Raw genomic sequence first — 13,932 nt, 5'->3', positions numbered from 1 at the left:
CAAAGCTCACCCACGGTTGTAGCCGGAGGGGGAAACGGGCGACATCGCCACGCGCTTTGGCCGGTGGCCACCGGCCAAAGCGCAAGTCGCTTCCATCGCACAAATCATGTCCGAGCAGATACAAGGGGCTCTCTCCGCGATCACGGCGACAGACCGACTCGCGGAGGCTCCCCCTCACCCGAAATTCAAGCCGTGCTTGAATTTCGACCTCTCCCCGCAAGCGGGGCGAGGTGACCCGCCTGCGCTATCTCTCACCCGGAACTGGCACCGCGCTTCGGTCGTTATCTCGACCGCGTCAATTCGCGTCAGTTTGCCAGCGAAGTGTTCACTTCTGTCGGCCACATTCCGCTAACATATGCTGGTACGCGCCGCCGATCATGAGGATACCGCCATGAGTTTTCGTCGCGACTTCATCACCAAGCCGATCTTTGGGTTCGCCCGCGGCGTGATGCCGACGATGTCGGACACCGAGCGCGAGGCGCTGGAAGCCGGCGACGTCTGGTGGGACGCCGACCTCTTTTCCGGCAATCCCGATTGGTCGAAGCTGCTGGCCTATCCGCAAGCGGAACTGACCGAGGAAGAAAAGGCCTTCCTGAGCGGCCCCGTCGACGAGCTCTGCAGGATGCTCGACGAATGGAAGATCTTCTGGGAATGGCGCGACCTGCCGCGCGAGGTCTGGGATTTCATCAAGCGCGAAAAATTCTTCGGCATGATCATCCCGAAAGAGTTCGGCGGCCTCGGCTTCTCGCCTTACGCGCATTCCGAAGTGGTGCGAAAACTCTCCTCGCGCTCGCTGACCGCCGCCGTCACCGTGATGGTGCCGAACTCGCTCGGCCCCGGCGAGCTCCTGATGCGCTTCGGCGCCAGGGAGCAGCAGGAGAGATGGCTGCCGCGCCTCGCCTCCGGCCATGACGTCCCATGCTTCGGCCTCACCAGCCCCGAAGCCGGCTCGGATGCGGCCTCGATGGTCGACACCGGCATCATCTGCAAGGGCAATTTCGAAGGCCGCGAGACGATCGGCCTGCGCCTCAACTGGCACAAGCGCTACATCACGCTCGGACCCGTTTCGACGCTGCTCGGCCTCGCCTTCAAGGCTTACGATCCCGATCATCTCGTCGGCGAGCAGGAAGAGCTCGGCATCACGGTGGCGCTGATCCCGACCCATCTGCCCGGCGTCGAGATCGGCCACCGCCATCTGCCGGCGATGCAGGTGTTCCAGAACGGCCCGAACCGGGGCCACGACGTCTTCATCCCGCTCGACTACATCATCGGCGGCCAGGAGCGGCTGGGACAGGGCTGGAAGATGCTGATGACGGCGCTCGCCGCCGGCCGCGGCATCTCGCTGCCGTCGCTCTCCGCTGCCGGCGCCGCCTATGCCGCGCGCACCACCGGCGCCTATGCCCGCATCCGCGAACAATTCGGCATCTCGATTTCCAAGTTCGAAGGCGTCGAGGAGCCGCTCGCCCGTATCGTCGGCACGGCCTATCTGCTGGACGCCGCGCGGCGGCTGACCTGCGCCGCGCTGAATGCCGGCCATCATCCCGCTGTCATCTCGGGCATCATGAAGCTGCACGCCACCGAACGGATGCGGATCGCGATCGACGACGCGATGGATATCCATGGCGGCAAGGCCGTCATCGACGGCCCGCAAAATTATCTCGGCAACCTGCATCGCGCGGTGCCGGTCGGCATCACCGTGGAAGGCGCCAACATCCTCACCCGCAATCTGATCGTGTTCGGCCAGGGCGCGATCCGCGCGCATCCCTATCTGCTCGAGGAGATGACGGCGCTCGGCGAAACCGACCGCGCCAAGGGGCTCGACGCCTTCGACAAGGTGTTGTGGAGGCATGTCGGCCACACCTTCAAGACCATGTTCCGCGCCTTGGGGCGGAGCTGGACCTTCGGCCTGTTCGCGCCGGCGCCCGATGCGGGCGACGCCACGACATTCTATCGCCAGCTCTCGCGCTATTCCGCAGGCTTTGCGATTTGTGCCGACATGGCGCTGCTGACGCTCGGCGGCGCGCTCAAGCGCAAGGAAATGCTCTCGGCCCGCTTCGGCGATATCCTCTCCGAGCTCTATCTGCTCTCAGCCGCGCTGAAGCGCTGGCAGGATGAAGGCCGGCAGAAAGAGGATTTCGCCGCGCTCGAATGGTGCATGGCGAGCGGCTTCAGGACCATCGAGAACCGTTTTGCGGAGATCATCGCCAACCTGCCGAACCGGTTCGTCGCTGCAATCCTGAAGCTCCTGATCCAGCCGTTCGGCGCGCGTGTGCTCGGACCCTCCGACCGCGTCGTGCATCAATGCGCCGCGCTGGTGCTGGAGCCGTCAGTCGCGCGCGATCGCGTCACACCCGATCTTGCTTTCGTCGAGGATGACGGCGGCCTCGCACGGCTGGAGAAGGCCTTCCGCCTGGTCGCCGCCACCGAGGATATCGCGAAGCAGATGCGCGCGGCGCGCCTGCGCGATCCGGACGAAGCCGTGAAGAAGGGCGTCATCACCCAGTCCGATGCCGACAAGCTCGTCGCCGCCCGCGCGGCGGTCGCGGCAGTGATCGAGGTCGATGATTTCGCGCCCGAGGCGCTGTCGCCGATTTACAGGAAGGCCGCCGACGTGCATCAGTTCTTCCAGGAATTGGGAGAGCAGAGGGCGGCGAGCTGATGGCGCGACCGGTCTTTATCGTCGACGGCAGCCGGACGCCGTTCCTGAAGGCGCGCTCCGGTCCAGGGCCGTTCACGCCTGTTGATCTCGCCGTGCAATGCGGCCGGCCGCTATTGGCACGGCAGCCGTTCGCGCCCGATAGCTTCGATCAGGTGATCCTCGGCTGCGTCAATGTCATTGCCGACGAGATGAACCCGGCGCGCGTCGCGGCGCTCAGGCTCGGCATGGGCGAGAAGATGGTCGCCTTCACCGTGCAGATCAATTGCGGCTCCGGCATGCAGTCGATCGACACCGGCTATCGCTACATCCGCGAGGGCACGGCCGATCTCATCCTCGCCGGCGGCGCCGAGGCGCTGAGCCACGCGCCACTGGTCTGGCCCAATGCCGGCGTACGCTGGTTCGCCGGGCTTGCCGGCGCCAGAAGCATGGGCGCGAAGATCGCCGCCTTCTTCAAGCTCCGCCCCGGCTATTTCAAGCCGATCATCGGCCTGGAGCGTGGGCTCACCGATCCCATCACCGAGCTCAACATGGGGCAGACAGCCGAGGTCGTTGGCCATCTCTTCGGCATCACCCGCGCGCAATCGGATGCCTACGCCGCCGAGAGCCACCGGCGCCTGGCGAAAGCGCAAGCCGAAGGCTGGCTGAAGGGTGAAGTCGAGACGTCGTTCTCGCGCGACGGCAAGTTCTACGATCACGACGACGGCGTCCGGCCGGATTCAACGCCGGAGACGCTGGCAAGACTGAAGCCGGTGTTCGAACGCCCCTGGGGCCAGGTCACCGCCGGCAATTCCTCGCAGATCACCGACGGCGCCTCCTGGGTGATCCTCGCTTCCGAACAGGCGGTGGCCAAGCACGGACTGAAGCCGAAGGCCGTGATCCTCGACAGCCAGTGGGCCGCGCTCGATCCCGGCATCATGGGGCTCGGCCCCGTGCTGTCGGCAACCGCGCTCCTGAAGCGCAATGGATTGAGCCTGCAGGATGTCGAGACCTGGGAGTTGAACGAGGCCTTTGCGACGCAGGTGCTCGGCTGCCTCGCCGCCTGGAATGACGACAAGTTCTGTCGCGAGATTCTCGGCCTCGACGGCGCCGCAGGTAAGATCGACCACGCCAAGCTCAATGTTGATGGCGGCGCGATCAGCCTCGGCCATCCCGTCGGCACCAGCGGCAACCGCATCGTGCTGCATCTTGTCAACACCATGAGGCGGCTCGGCAAGCGGCGCGGCGTCGCCACCGAATGCATCGGCGGCGGGCAGGGCGGCGCCATGCTGATAGAGACGGTGTGATCATGGATTCCGAGATCATGAAGGTCCTCGGGGATCGGATTCTCGAACTCGGGCCCACGCCGGAGGCGGGCCCTTACAAGAATTTCAAGCTGACGCGCGATGACGATGGCATCGCCTGGCTGCTGTTCGACCGCGAAGGCGCCAGCGCCAACACGCTGAACGCCGAGGTGCTCGAGGAATTCGATGCGGTGCTGACCTCGCTCGAAAGCCAGCGGCCGACCGGCCTCGTCATCCGCTCGGCGAAAACCAGCGGCTTCATCGCCGGCGCCGATGTCAACGAATTCCGCGGCGCCAGCGACGCGCGCCTGGTCGAGGCCGAGATCGGCCGGGCGCATGCGGTGATCAACCGGCTCGAAGCGCTGCGCGTGCCGACGGTCGCCGTGATCCACGGCTTCTGCCTCGGCGGCGGCCTCGAAGTCGCACTCGCCTGCCAGTCGCGGATCGCCATTGATGGCGCGCGGTTCGGCTTCCCCGAGGTGATGCTCGGCCTGCATCCGGGCCTGGGTGGCACCGTGCGCTTCACGCGGCTCGTCAACCCGATGCAGGCGATGAGCCTGATGCTGACGGGCAAGACCATCGATGCGCGCCGCGCCAGATCGCTTGGCCTGGTCGATGCGGTGACGCAGGAGCGCCATGTCAGAAACGCGGTGAAGGACGCGGTATTCGGCCGGCTGAAGCGCGCCAGGCCCGGCTCGCTCAACACGCTCCTGAATTTCGGTCCGGTGCGCGGCTTTCTTGCCTCCCGCATGCGCAGCGAGGCCGCCAAGGCTGCGCCGCAGGCGCATTATCCCGCGCCCTATGCGCTGATCGACCTCTGGGAGAAATACGGCAGCGAGAAGTCGGCGATGCTCACCGCCGAGAAGCGGTCCTTCGCCGAATTGATGGTGACCCCGACGGCGCAGAACCTGATCCGTGTCTTCTTCCTGCGCGAGCAGATGAAGAAGCTCGCAGGGGGCGGCAGCAGGATCGCGCATGTCCACGTCATCGGCGCCGGCGCGATGGGCGGCGATATCGCTGCCTGGTGCGCAGGGCGGGATCTGCGCGTCACCTTGTCGGACATGAAGCCCGAACCGATCGCGGGCGCCATCAAGCGCGCCGACGACCTCTACAGGAAGATCATCCGCAAGCGCACGAAGGTGCGCGACGCGCATGATCGGCTGATCCCGGATATGGAGGGCGAGGGCGTGCGCAACGCCGACCTCATCATCGAGGCAGTGCCGGAAAAACTCGAGCTGAAGCAGAAGGTCTATGCCGGCATCGAGCCGAAGATGAAGCGGGGCGCGATCCTTGCGACCAACACCTCGAGCATCCCGCTGCAGGATCTGCGCGCGACGCTCGCAAAGCCCGAACGGCTGCTCGGCCTGCACTTCTTCAATCCGGTCTCGCGACTGCAGCTCGTCGAGGTCGTCAGCCATGACGGCACCGACGCCGAGCTGTTGAAGCAGGCGCTCGCCTTCGTCGGCGCCATCGACCGCCTGCCGCTGCCGGTGAAGAGCTCGCCGGGCTTCGTCGTCAACCGCGCGCTGACGCCCTACATGCTGGAAGCGATGCTGCTGCTCGACGAGAAGGTGGACAGATCGGTGATCGATGCGGCGGCGAAGAAGTTCGGGATGCCGATGGGGCCGATCGAGCTTGCCGACCAGGTCGGCCTCGATATCTGTCTCGATGTCGGCGACATGCTGCGCTCGAAATTCGGCAACCTCCTGCCGCCGACGCCGGCGTGGCTGCGCGAGAAGGTCGCCAAGGGCGAGCTCGGCCGCAAGACCGGCAAGGGATTCTATCTCTGGAAGGACGGCAAGCGGGACACGGCGTCCGCTCCGGTCTCGACCTCGGAGCCGACGCAGGAAATGATCGATCGCCTGGTGCTGCCGATGTCGAACGTCTGCGTCGCCTGTTTGCGCGAAGGCATCGTCGACAATGCCGACGTGGTCGACGGCGCCATGATCTTCGGCACCGGCTATGCGCCGTTCCGCGGCGGTCCTTTGAATTACGCCCGCACCCGCGGCATCGAGAACGTGGTATCGACGCTGCAGGCGCTCGCACAGAAGTTCGGTGATCGCTTCGCGCCCGATGCCGGCTGGGAGACGTTCAAGTGACCGACACCACCGTTCCTCTGTCAGAGAACGAACCGCGCGGCGATCTCTGCATCCGCACGCTGGCGATGCCGGCGGATACCAATGCCAATGGCGACATCTTCGGCGGCTGGCTGCTGAGCCAGATGGATCTCGGCGGCGGCGTGTTCGCCTCTAAAGTCGCGAAATCACGCACCGTGACGGTCGCGATCGAGGCGATGAATTTCCGTAAAGCCGTCTATGTCGGCGATCTCGTCTCCGTGCACGCAAACCTGGTGCGGATCGGCCGCACCTCGATCACCGTCCATCTCGAAGCCTGGGTGCTCCGTCGCAAGGAGCGGCAATCGATCCTGGTTACCGACGGCAATTTCACCTATGTCTCGATCGACGACCACGGTAACCCGCAGCCGATTCAGCGCGACGGCGCTACGATTCCGACGTAACCAAGACGTCTCGCCGCTTACACATGATTGTTACCAGCCGCCCGTATCCCACATCTCGCGAGAGCAGGTGATTCGGGGTTCGGGAATGCGGCGATATCAGGACAATTCGTCGCGCCGGCATCGCTTTTCGTTGAGCTGCAACAGCGATGACACCAGGAACAATCAGGCTCTCATCCCGTTATTGGCCCGCACTTCAATTGGGACTGGGAATGTCTGATACCTACATTATCGAAGTCGGCTCCAATCCAGCCGGGATCGTCGTGCGCGATGAGCGTGGCTATCGTTTCTTCGCAGCCAGTCATCAGTTCAACCGGCTGGAAGGTCAGGTTTTCCGCAACGCGCGCGAAGCCGAGCGCGCTGCACGTCGTCTCGCCGATGGCGAGTTCAAGCTGGCATCCTGAAGGATCCTGTCTCCGTCGTCCCTGCTCAGGGCGAGGACGAGGCGTGGAAACGATGACGCCTCAATCGGCGGCGATCTCCCGCGTTGACCCAGACACCAAACCGCCGCACGATGTGGCATCCTACGTCCAAGGTGCGCCGTGCCCGTATTGACCCATCGCCAGACCGAGATCCTTAACCTTGCCCGCGCCTTCGGCCGCGTGGTGGTGGAGGATCTGGCCAAGCGCTTCGAGGTTTCCGCGCAGACCATCCGCAAGGATCTCAACGATCTCTGCGACAGGCGTTCGCTGACGCGCATCCATGGCGGCGCGATCATTGCCTCCGGCGTGGAAAATCTTGCCTATGAGGCGCGGCGCTTCGTCGCTGCAGAAGAGAAGAAGGCGATCGGGGCGGCGGCTGCGGCGCTTATTCCGAACGGCAGCTCGCTCTTCATCAACATCGGCACCACGACCGAGGAGGTCGCGAGCGCGCTGACCTCGCATGAGGATATGCTCGTCATCACCAACAACCTCAACGTCGCGATGCTGCTCTACCGCCATCCGCGCATCGAGGTGGTTGTTGCGGGCGGCACCGTGCGTCGCGCCGACGGCGCCGTGGTCGGCTCGACCGCGACGCAACTGATCGGCCAGTTCAAGGTCGACTATGCGATCATCGGCGCGTCCGCGATCGACGAGGAGGGCGCGCTGCTCGACTTCGACTATCGCGAAGTCCAGGTCGCCCAGGCCATCATCGCCAACGCCCGCAACGTGATGCTGGTGGCGGACTCGACAAAGCTCCGCCGCAGCGCCCCGGTCCGCATCGCCCATATCGGCCAGATCCAGACGTTCATTACCGACACCGCGTTGCCGGCCGGCCTCGCCAACATCTGCCACACCCGCGGCATCGAGGTCGTCGTCGCGATGGACAAGCCGGCGGCCGATATCGACGATACGACGCCAGAACCCGCACCGGTGACGCTGCGGAGCGTGTAGCGCCGCCAGTGGCCTCGCCCTTCGAGACGCCCGCTGCGCAGGCTCCTCAGGGTGAGGAGATGGATACGTACACGCGGCCGCCTGCCCCTCTGAGGAGCGCGGAACGCGCGTCTCGAAGGATGAGGCCCTGCTGTCGAACCAGCCAATCACCGCCCCCTCACCAGGTCGTATCCCTGGTTCCTGATTTTCGGTTTGCTTTCGCTTTTCGTTGTGATCTAATCAAATTCGAAAGCGAAATCGCCGAAAGCGAACGTAAGCGGCCGGGGAAGCGTCTGTTGGATCGGATTTTCGACCTCGCAATCATTGGGGGCGGCATCAACGGCTGCGGCATCGCGCGCGATGCGGCCGGCCGGGGGAACTCTGTTTTCCTCTGCGAAATGAATGATTTGGCGAGCGGGACATCGTCCTGGTCGACCAAGCTCGTGCATGGCGGGCTGCGCTATCTCGAGTATTACGAGTTCCGCCTGGTCCGCGAAGCCCTGATCGAACGCGAGATCCTGTGGCAGATCGCGCCCCATATCATCCGCCCGCTCCGTTTCGTCTTGCCGCACCACGCCGGCCTGCGCCCGGCGTGGCTGCTGCGGCTTGGCCTGTTTCTTTACGACCATATCGGTGGGCGGCATCTGCTGCCGCCGACCCGGTCCGTGGATCTCTCTCGCGACGAGGTCGGCAAGCCCCTGATCAAGAATCGCTACGTCAAAGGCTTTGAATATTCCGATTGCTTCGTCGACGACGCGCGGCTGGTCGTGCTGACCGCGCGCGACGCCGCCGATCGCGGCGCGGAGATCTGCACGCGCAGTCGCGCCGTCGAGATCAGGCAGGCCGACGGTCTCTGGAGCGTCACGGTCGAGGACCGCGGCAGCGGCGCGCGCCGGACGGTGAGGGCGCGTGCGCTGATCAATGCCGGTGGTCCCTGGGTCGAGGAGGTGCTGGCGTCGGGCGCCGGCGTCAACGCCCGCGCAAAAGTGCGACTGGTACAGGGCTCGCATATCATCGTGAAGAAGCTCTACGACCACGACCGCGCTTACATCTTCCAGAACGCGGACGGGCGCATCGTCTTCGTGATTCCATATCAAAACGACTTTTCGCTGATCGGCACCACAGACCGCGACTATGACGGCGACCCCGCCAAGGTGAAGGCGACGGAGGAGGAGATCAGCTATCTCTGCGCCTCTGTCAGCGAATACCTGGCCCGGCCGGTCAAGCCGGAGGATGTGGTCTGGACCTATTCCGGCGTCCGCCCGCTCTATGATGACGGTGCGAGCGAGGCGAAGGCCGCCACGCGCGACTATGTGTTCGAACTCGATACGCCCGGCGGCGTGCCGCTGCTCTCGATCTATGGCGGCAAGATCACGACCTATCGGCGATTGGCGGAGGAGGCGCTGGAGCGTCTTGCGCCCTACTTGCGCAGCGCAAAAGCGCGTAAGGGCTGGACCGGCAAGTCGCCGCTGCCCGGCGGTGACATGGATGTCTCCGCGCTCGACGCGCTCGCTGCGGAACTCGTGCGCGATTATCCGTTCCTGTCGCAGCCGTATGCGAGCCGGCTCGCGCATGCCTACGGCACGCGTGCGACAAAAGTACTCGGCAATGCGAAATCAATCGGCGATCTCGGAAAGTCGTTCGGCGCCACCTTGACGGAAAGCGAAGTCCGGTACCTGATGGCGAACGAATGGGCGTTGACCGCCGAAGATATCGTCTGGCGCCGCTCCAAACTGGGTTTGAGAATGTCGGCGGCCGAGATATCGGCGCTCGACGAATGGATCGCCGCTCATCGCCTGTCCCCTGAACGTCCGCTACGCGAAGCGGGAGGACGGCCATGAGCGTCACGCTCGACCACGTCACGCGCACCGTAGATGGCATTCCGGCCATTCACGATGTCTCGCTCACGCTCGAGCGCGGCACGCTCAGCGTGCTGCTTGGGCCGACGCTATCAGGCAAGACCTCGATCATGCGCCTGCTCGCCGGTCTGGACAGGCCGACCACCGGCCGCGTGCTGGTTGACGGTAAGGATGTCACCGGCATCGACGTGCGCCAGCGTTCGGTCGCGATGGTCTATCAGCAGTTCATCAACTATCCCTCGCTCTCGGTCTATGAGAACATCGCCTCGCCGTTGCGCGTGCAGGGACGCCCGCGCGAGGAGATCGACAAGCGCGTGGCTGACGCGGCCAGGCTGCTGCGGCTTGAACCATTCCTGAAGCGTACGCCGCTGCAGTTGTCCGGCGGGCAGCAGCAGCGCACCGCGATTGCGCGCGCGCTGGTCAAGGGCGCCGATCTCGTGCTGCTCGACGAACCGCTCGCCAATCTCGACTACAAGCTGCGCGAGGAACTGCGCGCTGAACTGCCGCGCATCTTCGAGGCCTCCGGCGCGATCTTCGTCTATGCGACCACAGAACCCTTGGAAGCGCTGCTGCTCGGCGGCGACACCATCTGCATGTGGCAGGGCCGCGTGTTGCAGGCCGGCGCCAGCTCGAGGGTGTATCGCCAGCCCGAGACGCTGCGCGTCGCCCAGGTCTATTCCGATCCGCCGCTCAACATCGTCAATGTCGAAAAGAAGGGCGACCTCGTGCACTATTCCGGCGGCATGCGGGCGCCGGCGACCGGCCTCTATGCAGCCCTTGCCAATGGCGCCTATCGCGTCGGCTTCCGCGCACATCAGCTCGAAGTCGGAAGTCACGTTGCCGGCCGTCACACTTTCAGGGCCACCGTTACCGTGACCGAGATTACCGGGTCGGAAAGCTTCGTCCACCTGCAGCGCGATTCCGCCAATTGGGTCGCGGTGCTGCACGGCGTGCATGAGTATGAACCGGGGCGGGTGCTCAACGCCGCGCTGGATCCCGATAATGTCTTCGTGTTCGACCTGGCCGACCGCCTTGTCGCGGCCCCTGGGCAGGCAGTGAGGGAGATGCCCTGATGGCCCGCATTGACCTCGTCGATCTCGCGCACTCCTATAGCGGCAATGATGCGCCGCCGGATTCCTTCGCGCTGAAGCCGGTGACGATGACCTGGCGGCAGGGCGGCGCCTATGCGCTGCTCGGCCCCTCCGGCTGCGGCAAGACCACGCTGCTCAATCTCATCTCGGGGATCGTGACGCCGTCGCGCGGCAAGATCCTGTTCAACGGCAGCGACATCACGCCGCTCTCGACGCAGAAGCGCAATATCGCGCAGGTGTTCCAGTTTCCCGTGATCTACGACACCATGACCGTGGGCGAGAACCTGGCCTTCCCGCTGAAGAATCGCGGTGTGCCGAAAGCCGAGATCGTCGCGCGCGTGAAGCGGATCGCCGAACTGCTCGATCTTGCGCCCTACCTCAACCGCAAGGCGACGCGGCTCACCGCCGACGCCAAGCAGAAGATCTCGCTCGGCCGCGGCCTGGTGCGATCCGACGTCGCCGCGATCCTGTTCGACGAGCCGCTGACCGTCATCGATCCCGAACTGAAATGGCAGCTCCGTTCGAAATTGAAGGCCCTGCATCGCGAACTTGACCTGACGATGATCTATGTCACCCACGATCAGACGGAGGCGCTGACCTTCGCCGACACCGTCGTCGTCATGCATGACGGCCGCGTGGTGCAGAGCGGCACGCCGGCTGAACTATTTGACAAGCCGGCGCACACCTTCGTCGGTTATTTCATCGGCTCGCCCGGCATGAACATCGTGCCGGCGCACGTCGATGGGCGCGAGGCGCGGATCGATGGCCACATCATCGGCCTGCATCGCAATTACGGCGTGCTGCCCTCCGGCGCGAAGATCGAGATCGGGGTGCGGCCGGAATTCGTCGACATCGCGCCGCCCGCTTCCGGCCTCCTGTCGGCGACGATCGAGCGCATCGACGATCTCGGACGTATCCGCTTTGCGCGCGTCCGCGTTGGCGATTCCAAATTCGCCGCGCGCGTGCCGCCGGGATTTTCGGTGCCCGACAACATGGCCGGGCTGGTGTTCGATCCCGCGCATGTGCACGTCTATGCCGACAGCCGCCTGGTCGAGGGGGTCGCCTGATGGACAAGGTCGTCAATCAGAAAGCCTGGTTCCTGGTGCTGCCGGTGTTCCTGGTGGTGGCGTTCTCGGCGGTGCTGCCGCTGATGACGGTCGTGAACTATTCGATGCAGGACACCTTCGGCAACAACCAGTTCTTCTGGAACGGCGTCGGCTGGTTCAAGGAATTGCTCGATCCGTCGACCGACCTCGGCGAGCGGTTCTTCGCCTCGCTCTGGCGAAACCTGATCTTCTCCGCGATCATCCTTGCGATCGAGATCCCGCTCGGCATCGTTGTCGCGCTATCGATGCCGCGCGAGGGCTGGACGGTCGCGGTCTGCCTCGTGATCCTGGCGCTGCCGCTATTGATCCCGTGGAACGTGGTCGGCACCATCTGGCAGATCTTCGGCCGTCCCGATATCGGCCTGCTCGGCTACACGCTCAACCACCTCGGCCTGCACTACAACTATGTCTCCAACGAGCTCGACGCCTGGGCGACCGTGATCGTGATGGACGTCTGGCACTGGACCAGCCTGGTGGCGCTGCTCTGCTACGCCGGCCTGAAATCGATTCCGGATGCCTATTATCAGGCCGCCCAGATCGACGGCGCCTCGCGCTGGGCGGTGTTCCGCGCGATCCAATTGCCGAAGATGAACCGCGTGCTGCTGATCGCGGTGCTGCTGCGGTTCATGGACAGTTTCATGATCTACACCGAGCCGTTCGTCGTCACCGGTGGTGGTCCCGGCAATTCCACGACCTTCATCTCGATCGAGCTCGTCAAGATCGCGCTCGGCCAGTTCGATCTCGGCAAGGCCGCCGCGCTGTCGCTGGTCTACAACCTCATCATCCTGATCGTCTGCTGGGTGTTCTACACTGTCATGACCAATGCCGGCGCCGAGCGCCCGCAAAAAGAGGGAGCTGTGTGATGGGCACGATTCCCGGCCGCCGCCTCATCATCTCGCTGTTCCTGATCTTCCTGCTGCTGCCGATCTACTGGCTCGTCAACATGAGCTTCAAGACCAACAGCGAGATCGTCTCGACCATGACGCTGTGGCCGCACCAGCCGACGATCGAGAACTACATGCGCATCTTCACCGACGAGAGCTGGTATTCCGGCTACATCAACTCGCTGAAATACGTCGTCATCAACACCGTGATCTCGATATCGGTGGCCTTGCCTGCGGCCTACGCATTTTCGCGCTACCGCTTCCTCGGCGACAAGCACCTGTTCTTCTGGCTGCTGTCGAACCGCATGGCGCCGGCGGCGGTGTTTGCGCTGCCGTTCTTCAATCTCTATTCCGCGATCGGCCTGTTCGATACGCCGTGGGCGGTGGCGCTGGCGCACTGCATCTTCAACGTTCCGCTCGCGGTCTGGATCCTCGAAGGCTTCGTCTCCAGCGTGCCGCGCGAGATCGACGAGACCGCGTTCCTCGACGGCTATTCCTTTCCGCGTTTTTTCGTCAAGATCCTGGTGCCCTTGATCGCGAGCGGCATCGGGGTGGCGGCGTTCTTCTGCTTCATGTTCTCCTGGGTCGAGCTGCTGCTGGCGCGCACGCTCACCTCGGTGGATGCCAAGCCGATCTCGGCGGTGATGACGCGCACGGTCTCCGCCGCCGGCATGGATTGGGGCCTGCTCGCGGCCGCCGGCGTGCTCACCATCATCCCCGGCGCGCTCGTGATCTGGTTCGTCCGCAACTATATCGCGCGCGGCTTCGCGCTGGGTCGGGTCTGAGGAGGAGCGCATGATCCCGAAAGGTGGGAACCGGTGTTCGGAACAGATCATGCGCAAGGAGTGACTCATGGAGAGCATCGCATGGATGGCGTGGACGCTGCCGACGGCGATCTTCTTTGTGCTGCTCGGCATGACGCTTTTGGTCATGACCTGGCTCGCGGTCGCCTATCCCGAAGCCGAGCGCGTCGGCGTGCTCAGGATTCCGACCACGCGCGGCGATCGGCTGTTCATCTCGCTGGTGCTCGCCGCCGTCATCCATCTCGTCTGGATCGGCGTCGTCGGCACCGATCCGATTTACACGCTGCCCATCGGAGAGGAGGGCGTCGAGGTTTCGAGCCTGTGGCTCGCCACACTGATTTCGCTTGCCACGGCCGTTGTGATTTTTCGCACCGTCTGAGGAA

Annotated in this window: 12 protein-coding genes; all 12 read left to right on the top strand. The window is 64.4% G+C overall.

From position 1 onward, the window contains the following. Positions 1-391: 391 nt before the first annotated feature. The 12 genes from I6F35_RS18085 (at position 392) to I6F35_RS18030 (ending at position 13,928) form a co-directional block, all read left to right on the top strand. Positions 392-2,659 (top strand): acyl-CoA dehydrogenase, encoded by a 2,268-nt coding sequence (locus I6F35_RS18085; protein ID WP_225119040.1) that lies wholly within the window; start codon positions 392-394, stop codon positions 2,657-2,659. Then, on the top strand, positions 2,659-3,942 hold the full coding sequence (locus I6F35_RS18080; protein ID WP_225119039.1) for an acetyl-CoA C-acetyltransferase: 1,284 nt from the start codon (positions 2,659-2,661) through the stop codon (positions 3,940-3,942). Before I6F35_RS18085 ends, I6F35_RS18080 begins: the two co-directional genes overlap by 1 nt. A 2-nt stretch (positions 3,943-3,944) precedes the next feature. Continuing rightward, the gene (locus I6F35_RS18075; protein WP_225119038.1) at positions 3,945-6,038 is read left to right on the top strand and encodes a 3-hydroxyacyl-CoA dehydrogenase NAD-binding domain-containing protein; all 2,094 of its coding nucleotides are present in this window, start codon (positions 3,945-3,947) and stop codon (positions 6,036-6,038) included. Further along, on the top strand, positions 6,035-6,457 hold the full coding sequence (locus I6F35_RS18070; RefSeq protein WP_225119037.1) for an acyl-CoA thioesterase: 423 nt from the start codon (positions 6,035-6,037) through the stop codon (positions 6,455-6,457). Before I6F35_RS18075 ends, I6F35_RS18070 begins: the two co-directional genes overlap by 4 nt. 209 nt (positions 6,458-6,666) lie before the next feature. After that, positions 6,667-6,858, top strand: coding sequence for a hypothetical protein (locus I6F35_RS18065; RefSeq protein ID WP_225119036.1), 192 nt, complete (start codon positions 6,667-6,669; stop codon positions 6,856-6,858). A 138-nt stretch (positions 6,859-6,996) separates the two neighbouring features. Continuing rightward, positions 6,997-7,827 carry a DeoR/GlpR family DNA-binding transcription regulator gene (locus I6F35_RS18060; protein ID WP_225119035.1) on the top strand — a complete coding sequence of 277 codons (831 nt, stop codon included), beginning with the start codon at positions 6,997-6,999 and terminating at the stop codon, positions 7,825-7,827. 275 nt (positions 7,828-8,102) lie between these two features. Beyond that, complete coding sequence (gene glpD / locus I6F35_RS18055; protein WP_225119034.1) at positions 8,103-9,647, top strand: glycerol-3-phosphate dehydrogenase; 1,545 nt, start codon at positions 8,103-8,105, stop codon at positions 9,645-9,647. Further along, a complete protein-coding gene (locus I6F35_RS18050; protein WP_225119033.1) occupies positions 9,644-10,738 on the top strand; it encodes an ABC transporter ATP-binding protein in 1,095 nt (364 codons plus the stop codon). The genes glpD and I6F35_RS18050 overlap by 4 nt, the downstream gene beginning before the upstream one ends. Next, entirely contained in the window at positions 10,738-11,823 is a 1,086-nt protein-coding gene (locus I6F35_RS18045; RefSeq protein WP_225119032.1) for an ABC transporter ATP-binding protein, read from the top strand. The genes I6F35_RS18050 and I6F35_RS18045 overlap by 1 nt, the downstream gene beginning before the upstream one ends. After that, a complete protein-coding gene (locus I6F35_RS18040) occupies positions 11,823-12,725 on the top strand; it encodes a sugar ABC transporter permease (RefSeq protein ID WP_225119031.1) in 903 nt (300 codons plus the stop codon). The genes I6F35_RS18045 and I6F35_RS18040 overlap by 1 nt, the downstream gene beginning before the upstream one ends. Further along, positions 12,725-13,531 (top strand): carbohydrate ABC transporter permease, encoded by an 807-nt coding sequence (locus tag I6F35_RS18035; RefSeq protein WP_225119030.1) that lies wholly within the window; start codon positions 12,725-12,727, stop codon positions 13,529-13,531. The genes I6F35_RS18040 and I6F35_RS18035 overlap by 1 nt, the downstream gene beginning before the upstream one ends. Positions 13,532-13,598: 67 nt before the next feature. Then, complete coding sequence (locus I6F35_RS18030; protein WP_225119029.1) at positions 13,599-13,928, top strand: DUF2160 domain-containing protein; 330 nt, start codon at positions 13,599-13,601, stop codon at positions 13,926-13,928. Positions 13,929-13,932 lie beyond the last annotated feature (4 nt).

This window comes from Bradyrhizobium sp. BRP22 (assembly GCF_020194175.1).
Classification (GTDB): domain Bacteria; phylum Pseudomonadota; class Alphaproteobacteria; order Rhizobiales; family Xanthobacteraceae; genus Bradyrhizobium.
This window is presented reverse-complemented; position numbering and strand designations above follow the sequence as displayed.

Excerpts from the sequence above, each read along its gene's own strand:
- I6F35_RS18085 (WP_225119040.1), top strand. The coding sequence starts at position 392 with ATGAGTTTTCGTCGCGACTTCATCACCAAGCCGATCTTTGGGTTCGCC.
- I6F35_RS18065 (WP_225119036.1), top strand. The coding sequence starts at position 6,667 with ATGTCTGATACCTACATTATCGAAGTCGGCTCCAATCCAGCCGGGATC.
- I6F35_RS18040 (WP_225119031.1), top strand. The coding sequence starts at position 11,823 with ATGGACAAGGTCGTCAATCAGAAAGCCTGGTTCCTGGTGCTGCCGGTG.
- I6F35_RS18050 (WP_225119033.1), top strand. The coding sequence starts at position 9,644 with ATGAGCGTCACGCTCGACCACGTCACGCGCACCGTAGATGGCATTCCG.
- I6F35_RS18045 (WP_225119032.1), top strand. The coding sequence starts at position 10,738 with ATGGCCCGCATTGACCTCGTCGATCTCGCGCACTCCTATAGCGGCAAT.
- I6F35_RS18075 (WP_225119038.1), top strand. The coding sequence starts at position 3,945 with ATGGATTCCGAGATCATGAAGGTCCTCGGGGATCGGATTCTCGAACTC.
- I6F35_RS18030 (WP_225119029.1), top strand. The coding sequence starts at position 13,599 with ATGGAGAGCATCGCATGGATGGCGTGGACGCTGCCGACGGCGATCTTC.
- I6F35_RS18080 (WP_225119039.1), top strand. The coding sequence starts at position 2,659 with ATGGCGCGACCGGTCTTTATCGTCGACGGCAGCCGGACGCCGTTCCTG.
- I6F35_RS18035 (WP_225119030.1), top strand. The coding sequence starts at position 12,725 with ATGGGCACGATTCCCGGCCGCCGCCTCATCATCTCGCTGTTCCTGATC.